The organism is Pseudonocardia alni (assembly GCF_002813375.1).
Lineage (GTDB): Bacteria > Actinomycetota > Actinomycetes > Mycobacteriales > Pseudonocardiaceae > Pseudonocardia > Pseudonocardia alni.
Window position 1 is genome coordinate 2138529 of the sequence record NZ_PHUJ01000003.1, and the last position, 13197, is coordinate 2151725.

The 13197-nt window shown below is 76.1% G+C and carries 16 protein-coding genes; 3 read left to right on the plus strand and 13 right to left on the minus strand.

Annotation, left to right across the window (positions count from 1 at the left end):
• Nucleotides 1-492 precede the first annotated feature (492 nt).
• Entirely contained in the window at nucleotides 493-891 is a 399-nt protein-coding gene (locus ATL51_RS10835; protein ID WP_073578445.1) for a hypothetical protein, read from the plus strand.
• The gene (locus ATL51_RS10840; RefSeq protein ID WP_073578446.1) at nucleotides 884-1204 is read left to right on the plus strand and encodes a transcriptional regulator; all 321 of its coding nucleotides are present in this window, start codon (nucleotides 884-886) and stop codon (nucleotides 1202-1204) included. Before ATL51_RS10835 ends, ATL51_RS10840 begins: the two co-directional genes overlap by 8 nt.
• Before the next feature lie 139 nt (nucleotides 1205-1343).
• Here ATL51_RS10840 and ATL51_RS10845 read toward each other — a convergent pair whose 3' ends face one another.
• The 5 genes from ATL51_RS10845 to ATL51_RS10870 all read right to left on the minus strand — a co-directional run bounded on the left by ATL51_RS10845 (nucleotide 1344) and on the right by ATL51_RS10870 (nucleotide 3930).
• Nucleotides 1344-1649: a DUF6506 family protein gene (locus ATL51_RS10845; RefSeq protein ID WP_073578447.1), complete on the minus strand. Its 306-nt coding sequence runs from the start codon at nucleotides 1647-1649 to the stop codon at nucleotides 1344-1346.
• A 95-nt stretch (nucleotides 1650-1744) separates the two neighbouring features.
• The gene (locus ATL51_RS10850) at nucleotides 1745-2140 is read right to left on the minus strand and encodes a VOC family protein (RefSeq protein WP_083659162.1); all 396 of its coding nucleotides are present in this window, start codon (nucleotides 2138-2140) and stop codon (nucleotides 1745-1747) included.
• A gap of 195 nt (nucleotides 2141-2335) precedes the next feature.
• The gene (locus ATL51_RS10855; protein ID WP_100878548.1) at nucleotides 2336-2995 is read right to left on the minus strand and encodes an SDR family oxidoreductase; all 660 of its coding nucleotides are present in this window, start codon (nucleotides 2993-2995) and stop codon (nucleotides 2336-2338) included.
• Complete coding sequence (locus ATL51_RS10860) at nucleotides 2995-3315, minus strand: hypothetical protein (protein ID WP_100878549.1); 321 nt, start codon at nucleotides 3313-3315, stop codon at nucleotides 2995-2997. Before ATL51_RS10860 ends, ATL51_RS10855 begins: the two co-directional genes overlap by 1 nt.
• A gap of 213 nt (nucleotides 3316-3528) precedes the next feature.
• The gene (locus ATL51_RS10870; RefSeq protein WP_073578452.1) at nucleotides 3529-3930 is read right to left on the minus strand and encodes a hypothetical protein; all 402 of its coding nucleotides are present in this window, start codon (nucleotides 3928-3930) and stop codon (nucleotides 3529-3531) included.
• A 104-nt stretch (nucleotides 3931-4034) separates the two neighbouring features.
• Between ATL51_RS10870 and ATL51_RS10875 the strand changes: the two genes are divergently transcribed.
• Nucleotides 4035-4814: an isocitrate lyase/PEP mutase family protein gene (locus ATL51_RS10875; protein ID WP_100878551.1), complete on the plus strand. Its 780-nt coding sequence runs from the start codon at nucleotides 4035-4037 to the stop codon at nucleotides 4812-4814.
• A gap of 375 nt (nucleotides 4815-5189) precedes the next feature.
• Here the strand turns inward: ATL51_RS10875 and ATL51_RS10880 are convergent, their stop codons facing one another.
• From ATL51_RS10880 to ATL51_RS10915, 8 genes are all read right to left on the minus strand, one after another.
• A complete protein-coding gene (locus ATL51_RS10880) occupies nucleotides 5190-6224 on the minus strand; it encodes a uroporphyrinogen decarboxylase/cobalamine-independent methonine synthase family protein (RefSeq protein ID WP_301549244.1) in 1035 nt (344 codons plus the stop codon).
• A 271-nt stretch (nucleotides 6225-6495) separates the two neighbouring features.
• Nucleotides 6496-6942 (minus strand): nitroreductase/quinone reductase family protein, encoded by a 447-nt coding sequence (locus tag ATL51_RS10885; RefSeq protein ID WP_253067394.1) that lies wholly within the window; start codon nucleotides 6940-6942, stop codon nucleotides 6496-6498.
• A 101-nt stretch (nucleotides 6943-7043) separates the two neighbouring features.
• Nucleotides 7044-7505, minus strand: coding sequence for a nitroreductase family deazaflavin-dependent oxidoreductase (locus tag ATL51_RS10890; protein WP_100878553.1), 462 nt, complete (start codon nucleotides 7503-7505; stop codon nucleotides 7044-7046).
• Nucleotides 7506-7773: 268 nt separating this feature from the next.
• Entirely contained in the window at nucleotides 7774-8856 is a 1083-nt protein-coding gene (gene mnmA / locus ATL51_RS10895; RefSeq protein ID WP_073578456.1) for a tRNA 2-thiouridine(34) synthase MnmA, read from the minus strand.
• A 3-nt stretch (nucleotides 8857-8859) separates the two neighbouring features.
• Nucleotides 8860-10068, minus strand: a complete 1209-nt coding sequence (locus ATL51_RS10900) for a cysteine desulfurase family protein (RefSeq protein ID WP_100878554.1) — start codon at nucleotides 10066-10068, stop codon at nucleotides 8860-8862.
• 67 nt (nucleotides 10069-10135) lie between these two features.
• Complete coding sequence (locus ATL51_RS10905; RefSeq protein ID WP_100878555.1) at nucleotides 10136-11266, minus strand: lysophospholipid acyltransferase family protein; 1131 nt, start codon at nucleotides 11264-11266, stop codon at nucleotides 10136-10138.
• Nucleotides 11263-12030 (minus strand): GNAT family N-acetyltransferase, encoded by a 768-nt coding sequence (locus ATL51_RS10910; RefSeq protein ID WP_301549245.1) that lies wholly within the window; start codon nucleotides 12028-12030, stop codon nucleotides 11263-11265. The genes ATL51_RS10905 and ATL51_RS10910 overlap by 4 nt, the downstream gene beginning before the upstream one ends.
• Nucleotides 12031-12225: 195 nt before the next feature.
• Nucleotides 12226-13173 (minus strand): electron transfer flavoprotein subunit alpha/FixB family protein, encoded by a 948-nt coding sequence (locus ATL51_RS10915; protein ID WP_073578458.1) that lies wholly within the window; start codon nucleotides 13171-13173, stop codon nucleotides 12226-12228.
• Nucleotides 13174-13197 lie beyond the last annotated feature (24 nt).

A 13197-nucleotide genomic window follows, 5' to 3' on the forward strand; every position in this document is an offset into this window, starting at 1 on the left:
AGCTCGCGGCCGGGGTCGGTGAGGCGGGCCAGGATGCTGCGGAGGTTCTCCGGGTCGAGGCTGCGCGTGGTCGAGCCGGTGGGTCGTCGCGGCCGGGGACAGCATGAGCGCGCGGCTGAGGCCGGCGAGCACGCGTCGCGGACTCGCGGACCGGCGGAAGACGATCTACCGCCGGGCCTGTGATGGACCGGGCAGCCGAGGACATCCGCCTGGCCACCACCGACCCGTCGGTCACGTACCGGCGATCGCGGCGACACACCTCCGAGGCACGGCAGGGTGCGCGACCCGGGCCACCTGCGCGCAGCCTCCCGCCGCGCCATCGCCCACCACACCGCCGGAGGACCCGAACCATCTCGCATCAGAACTACTTGCCTGAGCGGCAACTAGTTGGCACGCTCGACCCCGACGACACCGATGGGGGCTCGGATGGACACTCCGGACGCACGACGAGCGACCGAGGCGCTTCAGGAGATCGAGGCGGCACGACGGGCCGTGGACGCCGCAGACCGGCGCTCTCGGCCCGCGGTCCTGATCGCCACCGCCGCGCTCACCGTCCTCGACTTCGCTGCGAAGGACCACCTGCCGCGACGCGGTCAGCGGGTCGTCACCGCGGTCGCCCTCGCCGGCGTGCTCGGCGTCTCACTCGCCGACGTGCGCTCCACTCCGGTCGTCGTCTATGCGGCCGCTGACGGACCCGCCCCGGGCAGGGCCGCGGCGTTGTTCGGAGCCTCCATCGGCTGGTTCGCGGCCGAGCGGGTGGCCGTCGCCCTCCTACGGCGCAGCCGGCTGCGCCGCCCGAACACCGCCGCCGGGATCCTCCTCGGCGTGTCACGCCCGCTCGGGAGCGTCCTCGTCACCCGGATCCTGCCACGCGCCGGTCGCGATGTCTGAGGACTCTCCCGACACCCGACTGGTCCCGCTGCTCCTGGACCCGACCCGCCTGCGTGTGGTCGCGACACTCCTCGCCGCAGGCGAGGTCGAGTTCGCGTTCGTCCGCGACAGGGTCGGACTGAGCGACTCCGCGCTGTCGAAGCAGGTCAAGGCCCTGTCCGACGCCGGCGTGGTGACCTCGCGGCGGGAGCCGCACGGGCCCGCGCGCCGGACGTGGCTGCGGCTCAGCCCGGACGGGCGACGGCAGGTCGAGGTCCACGTCGGCGCGTTGCGCGACATCGCCGGTGGCGCCGACGGGTCCGGATCCGGGTGACGCGCCGCGCCGGGTAGAAGGAACCGCGACCGTCGGCCGGTGGGACACGGCCCCCGCTCCGGGCGACACCCGACGGCGTCGGGCGTCGACGCTTCTGCACCGCGCGGGGAGCAGGGTCTCCCGCTCCCCGCGCTGCGACTCACCGGGGCCGGCCCGTGACGGAACCGGCGGCGGTCGCGTAGGCGGCGGCCGGGATCTGGTCGGCGCCGAACACGACGTGCCCGACGGCGGCGACGTCGCCGCTCCCGAAGCCGCCGCACAGCTCGACCAGGGTGACCCGCTCGTCGCGGACCAGGCCGGCGGCGACGGCGGGCGCGTCCGCGGTCGACGCGACGGCGACGACCATCGAGCACTGCCCACCGGACTCGAGCACGAGGCAATCACGGTCGGGGTCGGCGCCGGGGTGCTCGACCAGGTAGGCCCAGCGGGCCGGTTCGGTGGTCATGGACCCATCGTCGGAACTGAACCCCGCTCCGGGTCAAGCCCGGTCCGGGCACACCCGGCCCCGCCGCGGGCCGCGCTGCGGTCCGGCCGGCCAGGTCAGGAGGCCAGGACGAAGAACTCCAGCGCGTTGCCGTCGGGGTCCTTGAACGACAGCGCCAGGCCGTAGTCGGCCTCGACGATCCCGTCGTGGGCGATCCCGACCGAGTCCAGGTGGTCGCGCCACAGCTCGATCTCCGCCCGGTCCGCGACGCCGAACCCGACGTGGTCCATGCCCGGCCGGTCCGGGGCGAACGCGTCACCGGTGTCGACGGAGTCGTGCCGGGTCAGGCCCAGCAGCTGGCCCGAGGGCAGCGCGAACACGCGGCGGTGGAACGGCCCGTCGGACAACGTCATCGCCGGCTCGGAGCCGATCAGCTTCGAGTACCAGGCCTCGCTGACCTCCAGGTCGGTGACCGAGAGTGCGAGGTGGTGGATGGCGGGGAACTCGGGCACGGGACGACCTCCGGATCGCATGGCGGGACGTGCATGTCCTGGGTTCCCGTTCCACCCGATGATCAATCGTGCACGACCGTTCTGCGGGCCGCGCCCCACCAGCTCCCGAACCGACGCGGCGCGCCCGCCACCCGACGCGGCGGGGTACGGCGGGCGGGGTGCGACCGAGCAGGACGCCACAGGGCAGGGAGGGGGTCAGCCCGCCGCGTCGGCCGGGTCGCCGTGGCGCACGTCCACCGGCCACGCCCCGGCGGGCAGCCGGTGCAACCGGGCGTAGTGCTCGGCGATGTCGTCCGGGTCGTAGGCGGTTCCCGGCGCGACCGGCCCGCACACGGTCACGGTCGCCGACCGCACCCCTCGCGGCCCGAACTCGGCGTCGAGCAGCTCGGCCAGCGCGCGCAGCCCGGCCTTGCCCAGCGACAGGCTCGTCAGCTGCGGCAGTGGGTGCGGCATGCCGGCCGTCATCAGGTAGCTGCCGCCGTCGCCGTCGGCCATCGCCGGCAGCAGCGCCGCGGCAGTGGTCACCGCGCCGCCGACGTTGACCGCCCAGGTGTCGCGCAGCGTCGCCGCGTCGAGCCCGGTGACGGTGTCGGCACGGATCACCCCGGCGTTGTAGACGACGACCTCGGGCACCCCGAGCCGCTCGACCAGACCGCCGAGCGCGGTGCGCAGCGCCGCCTCGTCGGCGACGTCGGCGGTGGCACCGGCTGCCCCGCCGGGGAGGTCGGCGAGCAGGCCGTCCACCGTGGACGACGAGCGGGCGAGCACCCCGACGGGGTGGCCGGCGGCGGCGAAGCGGCGGGCGACCGAGCGGCCGATGCCCGGCCCCGCGCCGACGACGAACACGGCGGCCATCAGTCGGGCAGTTCCGAGGTGGACCGCATCCCGGTCACCGCGACGGTGTCCCTACCGCCGCACCGCGCGCCGAGCTCGTGGCAGGGGCGCCGGCGGAGCCGGTCCACCGGTCCCGTCGGGCGGTGCGCGGCGAGCCCGTGCCACGGCCGGAACGCGATCGGGTCGCCGGCGGGCACCCGGCGCCGCGGCGCGTGGGCGTGCTGCGGCAGGAACGTCGGCGTCGCGACGGTGGCAGTGGTCGCGAGCTCGCCGGAGGCGCCCGGCTCGTGCACGTCGGGCTGCCGCCGTGCGACGGCGTCGGTGCAGGGAATCGGTGGCACACCACCGGTTACCCCGTGATCAGGTCGCCCATCCCCCGGCACCGGCACGAGCTACCCGTCACGACGTCGCCGGCCGCCGACGACGGCGCGAGGGCGAGGGCGAGCTCGGCGCCGTGCTCGCGCGTCGAGGCCATCATCTCCGCCGGGCGACGCCCCGTGCCGACCATGCCGCGCAGGCCCCGCGGCGAGCGGGCCGGGCGGCCGGCCCGCAGGTCAGTGGATGTGGCAGACGTCCGGCGCACAGGCCGGTGTGGTGTCGGTGCCGTCGAGCGGGGCGGGTCCCGGCCCGGTGACGGCGAGGATCACGAAGGCGGCCAGCCAGATCAGCCCGCCGGCCAGCCCGGCCACCGACAGTCCCGCGGCGGCGATCGCGGTGCGGGACCGGCCCGGGCAGGAGCGGACCGCGCCCAGGGTGCCGAGTACCAGACCGCCGATGGCCAGGACCACCCCGGCGGAGGCGAGGGCGAGACCGGCGACGGTCGGTGACGACACCGCGGACAGCGCGGTGGCGACGGCGACGAACACCGAGCCCAGCGCTCCCAGGACGAGCGCGGACGACCCGAGGCCACCCCGTGGGATGGTCGGGTGTCGGGTGTCGGACCGGTCTCGGAGCACGGCCCCAGAATCGGGGCCGGGCGGCCCCACCGCTGTCAGGGACACGACAGATCCTCAGTTCTGGGTACGCGGCGGCGGTCCCGCAACCGCCCTACGGTGACCGCATGACCTCCACCGCCGAGAAGGCCACGAAGCTCCAGGAGCTGCACGCCGCGTCCGAGCTGCTGCTCGTCGTCAACGTCTGGGACGCGATCACCGCGAAGGTCGTCGCCGAGACGCCGGGCACGAAGGCCCTGGCCACCGCCAGCCACGGCATCGCCGCCTCCCGCGGCTACGAGGACGGCGAGAACATCCCGCGCGACCTGATGATCGCCGAGGTCGGGTTGATCGCGAAGGTCGCGGGCGACCTGCCGGTCACCGCGGACCTGGAGGCCGGCTACGGCGACCCCGGCGGCACCGTGGCCCGCGCGATCGACGTCGGCATCGTCGGGGCGAACCTGGAGGACCAGGTCAAGCCGCTCGCCGACGCCGTGAAGGCGGTCGAGGCGGCCGTCGCCGCGGCCGAGTCCGCGGGCGTGGACTTCGTGCTGAACGCCCGCACCGACGCGTTCCTCAAGGCGGGCGACAGGGACCCCGAGGCCGTGCTGGCCGACGCGATCGAGCGCGGGAAGGCCTACCTCGACGCCGGCGCGTCGAACTTCTTCGTGCCGGGCAAGCTCGACGAGACCCAGGTCGGACGCCTGGTCGAGGCGCTCGGCGAGCGCCGGGTCAACCTGATCGGCATCCCCGGGTCGATCCCGCTGAAGCGCGCGCAGGAGCTGGGCGTCGCCCGCGTCTCCTACGGCCCGTGGAGCCAGAACGTCGCGCTGACCGCGCTGGAGGACCTCGCCACCGACGTCTACGCCGGTGGTGGCCTGCCCGAGGGCACCCGCAAACTGAACTGAGCGGCGACCTGGCCGGCGTCACGTCGGCCCGGCCCTCGGTCTCACATGTCCGGCGCGCCCGCGTTGGACGGCGTCGTCGTCACTTCCCGGCCGGGTCCGCCGCGGCCTGGGCGAACTGCCCGTCGACGGGCATCGCCACCTGGTCGGCGGTGCGTGCGTCGGGGGGCTCCGAAGCTGCCCTCCGACGCCCCCCGGAGTAGGTGGACGGGCAGCGCTGACCGGCGCGGGACCCTCCCCGCCGCGCGCTGATCCGTCCGCCGCGCGGTGACCCCTCCGGCGCGCGCGTCCGGACACGCGCGTGGAGCGGATCACCGCGCGACGAGTGGATCAGCTCACGGAGGTCGCTGTATCGCCGGGGGGCAGAGCGCGTGGGGGTCAGCGCTCGTCGGCGGGCGGGACCTCGTCGGGGTCGGCGAAGGCCTTCCCCAGCTCCCGGGACAGGGCGAGCGCGCGGTGCGCCCAGGCCGGGGTCGCCCCGGCGAGCCCGCAGGCGGGCGTCGGGACGGCGAGCCGGGCCAGCCGCGGCCGGTCGAAGCCCAGCCGGTCGGCGAGGTCGTAGCCGATCCGGGCGAGGTCGCCGACCGCCGGTTCGCGGGCCGGCGCGGTGCCGGGCAGCAGCCCGAGGAACAGCGGGACACCGCTGTCCCAGGTCTCGCCGATGGCGTCGAGAGCGCGTGGCTCGGCGGTGGCCCCGGCGAACGCCGGTCGGGTCGCGTCGATCCCGACCGCGGCCGCACCGGTCCCGGCGAGCAGCCGGATCGGCGGGCGGTCCGCGCAGCAGTGCACGACGACCGGGGCGTCGATGCCCGCGATCAGGTCCCGGAGCAGGTCCTGGGCGTCCGGCGCGGCGATCGAGCGGACGGTGCCGTAGCCGGACGCGGTCGGCAGCGACCCGGCGAGCACGGCGGGCAGGCCGGGCTCGTCGAGCTGGACGACGACCGTCGCCCCGGTCCGCTGCGCCACCTCGGCGACGTGGGCGCGCAGCCCCTCGGTCAGGCTGGCGGCGAACTCGCGGACGGCGCCGCGGTCGGTGAGCACCCGGTGCCCGGCGGCGAGCTCGACCGAGGCGGCGAGCGTCCACGGGCCGGCGACCTGGACCTTCACCCAGGACGGGCGGATGCGGTCGCAGGCGTCGTCGAAGGCGTCCAGGTCGCCGGACATCAGGTCGCGGGCCCGGCGCAGGTCGCGCCCGGGGTGGGCGGCGACCCGCCAGCCGGTCGGCACGACCTCGACGGCCAGGTCCACGAGCAGACCGGCCGTGCGGCCGACGATGTCCGCGCCGACACCGCGGGCGGGCAGCTCGGGCAGTGCCGGGAACTCCGGGGTCTCGCCGGTGACCAGCGCACACGCCTCGCGGACGTCGACGCCGGGCAGCGAGCCGACGCCGGTGCCGACGCCCGCGGGCCACAGGGCGCGGGGCGCGGCGGGCTCGGCGGGGGCGTCGTCGACGACCTCGATGCGCGGCGGGGGCGGGAGGGTCTCACCGGGACGCACGTCGCCGAGTCCGGCGGCGGCGAGCGCGGCGGCCAGCGGGTCGGTGGGATCCGGGACGGTCACACCCCCAGTGTCCTCCGCCGTCCCGTCCGGGTGCGTGCGGCCCCGGTCCGGCGTCGGCGGGCGTGGTCGCCGGGAGTGGAGTGCGGCGGCGGGTGGGCTGCGCCCGGTGCTCCGCTCCTGGTGGTCACCGCAGGGCGAACACCGGGTGGCGGGGTGCGGCGGCGGCGAGCTCGGCGTCGGTGGAGGCGGGATCGACGTCGTCGAACAGCATCCCGGCGGCCCGGCCGAGTCCGCGCACGTAGGCGCGCAGCACGGGGACGGCCGCCGCGGCGTCGAGCTCGACGGCCGACACCGGCTCCGCTCCCCCACGACCGCGCAGTTCGGCGCTCCCGCCGGCCGCGCGCAGGTTGAGGACCCAGTCGGTCTCACCGCGCGGCGAGATGAGGTGGCGGGTCCCGTCGAGCAGGACCGGGGTCAGGGGGACGGTGCGGATCCTGCCGCTGCGCCGGCCGCGGACGGCGAGCACGGCGGTGTCACCCGGGGTGATGCCGCGCTGGGCCAGGGCCCCGACCAGCGGGTTGAGGACGCGGCGCACCAGCATGCCGGGTGCTCGGTAGTCACGGTCGCTCACCGCGACAGCCTCTCACCGATCACGCCGTCCGTCGCTCCGGTGATCCCTCCTCCCGGAGCCCACGGCGCCCGAGGGGGCGCTCCCGGCTCCGCGGAGAAGGATCACGCGGCCAGGACGAAGATCGGGTGGCGGTGGGCGACGGCGGCGAGCTCGGCGTCGGACGAGGACGCGTCGACACCGTCGAAGAACGTCCCGACCTCCCAGGCCCAGCGACGCAGGTACTCCCGCAGCACCGGGACGACGGCGGCCGGCTCGGTCAGCTCGGTCGCGGCCACCCGCTCGGTGCGACGGCCGACGGTCAGCTCCGCCTCTCCCGCGACGCGCAGGTTGCGCACCCACTGGGTCTCGCCGCGCGCGGCGACGAGGTAGCGGGCGCCGTCGTGGCGCAGCGGGTTGACCGGCGTGGTGCGGACCTCGCCGGAGCGGCGACCGCGGACGCCGAGCACCGCGGAGCCGGCGAGCGGGAGGCCGAGCCGGGTCAGCCCGGCGACCAGGGGGTTCATCACCCGGCGGGTGATGCGACCGGGGGCGAGGTAGTGGATCTGAGAGCGCTGGTTCGTCATGAGAGCAGTGTTCACTATCCGTCGCACAAGAGCAAGAGCAGTGCTCTCGTCGGGGTCGGTGCGGCGGGCAGGTTGCACCGAGTTGCAGGTCAGCGGGCTCGAACGGCTCCGCGCAGCCCGCTGGGGTGCATCTCGGCGGAGAGGCGATGCCGGACCAGGCCACTCGCGGCGCCGGCGGGGGGGGAGGCGTGCTCCGGGGCCGGTCAGGCGCCGCCGGGCGGGCCCGGGTCGGTCGGTGCCGCCGGGCGGACGCGGCCGGCGATCTCGGTCAGGCCGTCCCGGTGATCGTCGCCGACCCCAGGACGACGTCGCCGTCGTCGTCGGGGCGGTAGAAGGCGACGGCCTGCCCCGGGGCGACACCGCGCAGCGGTTCGGACAGCTCCACCTGCACGGCGGAGTCGAGCGGGGTGACGGTGGCGGGTGCGGTGCCGCCGTGCGCGCGGACCTGCACGACGCAGCCGAACGGTGCGTCCGGCGCCGCGCCCGAGGTCCACACGGGGGTACGCGCGGTGATCGCGGTGACGTCGAGCGCGGCCTCCGGTCCGACCCGCACGGTGCCGCTGACCGGCTCGATGCCGAGCACGTAGCGGGGGCGGCCGTCGGCGGCCGGCCGGTCGATCCCGAGGCCCTTGCGCTGCCCGACGGTGAAGCCGTGCACGCCGTCGTGGGTGCCGAGGGTCTCGCCGGAGGCGGCGTCGACCAGCGCGCCGGGAGTGGTGCCCAGGCGGTCGGCCAGGAAACCGCGGGTGTCGCCGGTGGGGATGAAGCAGATGTCGTGACTGTCGGGTTTCCCGGCGACGCGCAGCCCGAGCCGGGCGGCCTCGGCCCGGATCTCCGGCTTCGGGGTGTCGCCGACCGGGAACATCGCGTGCCGCAGCTGGTCGGCGCGCAGCACCGCCAGCACGTAGGACTGGTCCTTGCCCGCGTCGGCCGAGCGGCGCAGTACCGGCCCGGCCGGGTCGAGCTGCGCGTAGTGGCCGGTGCAGACGGCGTCGAAGCCGAGGGCGAGCGCCCGGTCCAGCACGGCCGCGAACTTGATCTTCTCGTTGCAGCGCAGGCAGGGGTTCGGCGTCTCCCCGGCCGCGTAGGCGGCGACGAAGTCGTCCACGACGTCGCGGGTGAACTCCTCGGACAGGTCCCAGACGTAGTACGGGATGCCGAGGACGTCGGCGGCGCGGGCGGCGTCGCCCGCGTCCTCCTTGGAACAGCAGCCCCGTGATCCGGAGCGCATGGCGTCCCGGGTGCGCGACAGCGCGAGGTGCACCCCGACGACGTCGTGTCCGGCGGCGACCGCCCGCGCGGCGGCCACCGCGGAGTCGACGCCGCCGCTCATCGCAGCGAGGACCCGCACGGCTCAGCCCGTGACCGACGCGGGGGTGCGACGGCTCGCGTTGCGGGCACGCTCCACGACCGACCCGATGGCCCCGGCGACCGCGGCCACGTCGGCGGAGGTGCTGGTGTGCCCCAGGGAGAAGCGCAGCGACCCGCGGGCGGTGCACTCGTCGGCGCCCATCGCCAGCAGCACGTGGCTGGGCTGGGCGACGCCCGCGGTGCAGGCCGAGCCGGTCGAGCAGTCGATGCCGTGGGCGTCGAGCAGCATGAGCAGGCTGTCGCCCTCGCAGCCGGGGAACGACAGGTGCGCGTTGCCGGGCAGCCTGCCGGGGCCGCCGTCGACCCGGGAGTCGGTGGTGTCGCCGTTCAGGACCGCGTCGGGCACCTCGGTGCGCACGACGCGGACCAGCTCGTCGCGCAGCCCGGCCAGGTGTACGCGGCGGCTCGGCGCGGCGGCCACCGACTCGACGACGGCCGTCGCCAGCCCGGCCAGCGACGGCACGTCCAGGGTGCCGGAGCGGACGTCGCGCTCCTGGCCGCCGCCGTGCAGCAGCGGGGTGCAGGTGACCTCGCGGCCGAGCAGCAGCGCGCCCGCGCCGTAGGGGCCGCCGAGCTTGTGCCCGGTGAGGGTGAGGGCGTCGGCGCCGCTCGCGGCGAAGTCGACGTCGAGGATCCCGACGGCCTGCACGGCGTCGGTGTGGAACGGCACCCCGAACTCGTGGGCCACGGCGGCGAGCTCGCGCACCGGGTTGACGGTGCCGACCTCGTTGTTGGCCCACATGACCGAGACCAGGGCGTTCCCGTCCGGGTCCTCGGCGAGCGCGGCGCGCAGCGTCTCCGGGCGGACGCGGCCGGTCGCGTCGACCTCGAGCATCCGCAGCCGGGCGCCCTCGTGGGCGGCCAGCCACTCCGCCGCGTCGACGACCGCGTGGTGCTCGACGGCCGAGACCAGCACCCGGGTGCGGCGCGGGTCCGCGGCCCGGCGGGCCCAGAACAGGCCCTTGACCGCGAGGTTGTCGCTCTCGGTGCCGCCGGTCGTGAACACGACCTCGGACGGGCGCGCGCCGACCGCCTCGGCGATCCGCTCGCGCCCCTCCTCGACCGCGCGCCGGGCGCGGCGGCCCGACGAGTGCAGCGACGACGCGTTGCCGGTGCGGCCGAGCGCGTCGCTCATGGCGGCGACGGCGGCGGGCAGCATCGGTGTGGTCGCCGCGTGGTCCAGGTACGTCATCGGCCTCCAGGGTAGACCCCGTCGTGACAGCGGTGCGTGCCGAACCCGTCGTGGACGACCGTCCGTCTCACACGGCCGTGGCGGTCGTGACCGGTGGCGGGTGACGGACCCGGTCGCGGGCCCGGGCGGCCAGCGCGCGCCGGTCGGTGTGCGGGCCCGGCTCGACGAGCTCGCCCACGGTGACCTCGCAGACCAGGCCGGGCAGCCGCAGCACCCGGCCGACGGTGTCGCCGAGGGTCTGCTCGCCGACGAACGCGGCCGCCGTCGTCGGCCGCCCGTCCGGGGTGGTGATCGCGACGGCGACCGGCCGGACCGGGGCACCCGCGTCGATCGCGGCCTGGAACGGGGCCCGCCGGTAGTCCCCGGAGATCGCGCCGCACCACGTCGTCGCCTCGGGGAAGACACCGACCAGCGTGCCGTCCCGCAGCGCGTCGGCGCAGGTCGCGACGGTGCCGGGGAGTCGGGACAGGCCCTCGCGGTGCACGAACAGGGTCCCGATGCGGGCCGCGAGCGCGCCGATCAGCGGCCAGTCCCGGACCTCCCGCTTGGCGAGCATGGTGACCGGGCCGATCGCACCGAGCGCCGGGATGTCGATCCACGACGTGTGGTCGGCCACGACCAGGGCGCCCCGCCCGTCCGCGGGCGCGAGCGGCCCGCCGCGCACGACGAGCCGGACCCCGGCGGCGCGGAGCACCGCGCGGTGCAGCGCCCGCAGGACCGGGTCCAGCACGCGGGCGCCGAACAGCGCGGCGACCGGGACGACGGTCACGGCCACCGCCAGCACCGACAGCAGTGCCGCGGTACGGCGGGCCAGGCGCAGCGTGCCTGTCGTCGCACGCGGGGGCAGGCACTCCCGCGGGGTGCACGGCGACCAGGCCGCCCACGGCCCGCCGGGACGCCGCGACGCGGGCGGTGCCGGCGGGTGCGTGGGGTGGTCGACGAGCGGGTGCACCGGGGTCCGCAGGGCGGCGCGGGCCGGGTGGTGCACGGCGCCACGGGGGTCCCCCACGACAGCCGGGACGACCGGGGCCGGCGGGACGACGACCGGGGCAGCCGGGGCTCCTGGCGGAGCGGACGACAGCAACGCGGCTCCGGCGGACGGGACGGGGACGGTGGAGGCACGGCCCCGCGGCCGGAACCGGCGGCGCGGGCGGAGGGGCGCGCCGGCGTCGCCCTCCGGCCCGGCGGCGATGGTCATGCGCCCGTCACCCCGGCGGCGTCCTCGCCCAGGAAGAAGCGCAGGTAGCGCTGGTCGATGTGGTCCATCCCCAGCAGCACCGGGAAGTCCGCGACACCGAAGTCCGGGTCGTGCGCGGGCGGCCCGCACACCCAGGTGTTCAGGCGCAGGTAGCCGCGCAGCAGCGGCGGGATGCCGCCGCCCCGGCCCGCGGGGGCGCCGGTCGGGTCCCAGGGGCGGTGCGGGACGGTGCGGTACTCCTCGGGCGCGAGGTGCTTCGCACGGACCCGGTCCCAGACCGCGGCGGCCCGGGTGCCGCCGTCGGCGAGGGAGACGCTGGCGCAGCCGATCAGCCAGCGGTGCCCGGTGAGCAGCATGTAGCGGGCGAGCCCGGCCCACACCAGCCCGACGACGGTGCCGCCGCGGTGGTCGGGGTGCACGCAGGAGCGCCCGGTCTCGACGATGCCGGGGCGCAGCGGGTCGAGGTTGGTGAGGTCGAACTCGCCGTCGGCGTAGAGGCCGCCCGCGGCGCGCGCCCGCTGCGGCGGGAGCATCCGGTAGGTGCCGACGATCTCGCCGGTCGCGTCCTCGCGGACCACGAGGTGGTCGCAGTGGGCGTCGAAGCGGTCGACGTCGCGGCCGGGGACGGGGCTGTCGAGCCGGGCGCCCAGCTCACCCGCGAACACCCGGTGCCGCAGCGCCTGCGCCGCGGCGACGTCGCCGTCGTCGGTCGTGAGGAGCAGGGAGTACCGCCGGGCCGCGGTCTCGGGGGTCGAGACGATCACCTGGTTCACACCCGGCTTGGTACCGGCCGGGTGCGACACCCGGGCGGTTGCGGACCGACACGTCGGTGGCATCGGGGTGAACGGACCCGGACAGGTGTCGTCGCAGGCAGGAGCGGGTGAACAGGCCCCGCACACACGACGACGCCCGGGTGCGCGGGGCACCCGGGCGTCGGCGCGGTGGCGGACCGGAAGGGCTCAGCCCTTGCGCTTGGCCACTTCCTCCTGCAGCTGCGGCGCGACCTTGAACAGGTCGCCGACGATGCCGAAGTCGGCGATCTCGAAGATCGGCGCCTCCTCGTCCTTGTTCACCGCGACGATCGTCTTCGACGTCTGCATGCCGGCGCGGTGCTGGATCGCCCCGGAGATGCCGAGGGCGATGTAGAGCTGCGGCGAGACCGACTTGCCGGTCTGGCCGACCTGGAACTGCGGCGGGTAGTAGCCGGAGTCGACCGCGGCGCGCGAGGCACCGACGGCGGCACCGAGGGAGTCCGCCAGGCCCTCGACGACCGTGAAGTCGTCGGCCGAGCCCACGCCGCGCCCACCGGAGACGATCACGGTCGCCTCGGTCAGCTCCGGACGGGACCCGCCCTGGATCGGCTCGCGGCCGGTGACGGTCGCGGCACGCCCGGACGGGGCCGGGACCTCGACGGTCTCGCGGGCACCCGCACCGGCGGCGGCCTCGATCTCGATCGAGCCCGGGCGCACGGTGATGACCGGGTGCTCGGTGTTCGACTTGGCCTCGGCGGTGTAGGCACCACCGAAGATCGAGTGCGACACCCCGTCGGCCGAGACGCCGACGACGTCGGACAGCAGCCCGGAGTTCGTACGGACGGCGAGCCGACCGGCGACCTCCTTGCCGTTGCCGGTGGCCGCGAGCAGCACCGCGGCCGGGGACGCCGACCCGATGAGCGACTCCAGGACCGTCGTCTCCGGGGAGAGGAAGTCGGTGGAGTCGGTCTCGGCGACGTAGATCTTCTCGGCGCCGTGCTCGGTCAGGCCGTCGGCCAGCGTGTCCGCGGTGCCCGCGGCACCGACGACGACCGCCGACGGCTCGCCCAGCGCGCGGGCGGCGGTCAGCAGCTCGTAGGTGGTCTTCTTGATGTCACCGTCGACGTGGTCGACGAGGACCAGAACCTCAGCCATGATTCTCTATCTCCAAACGAAGAG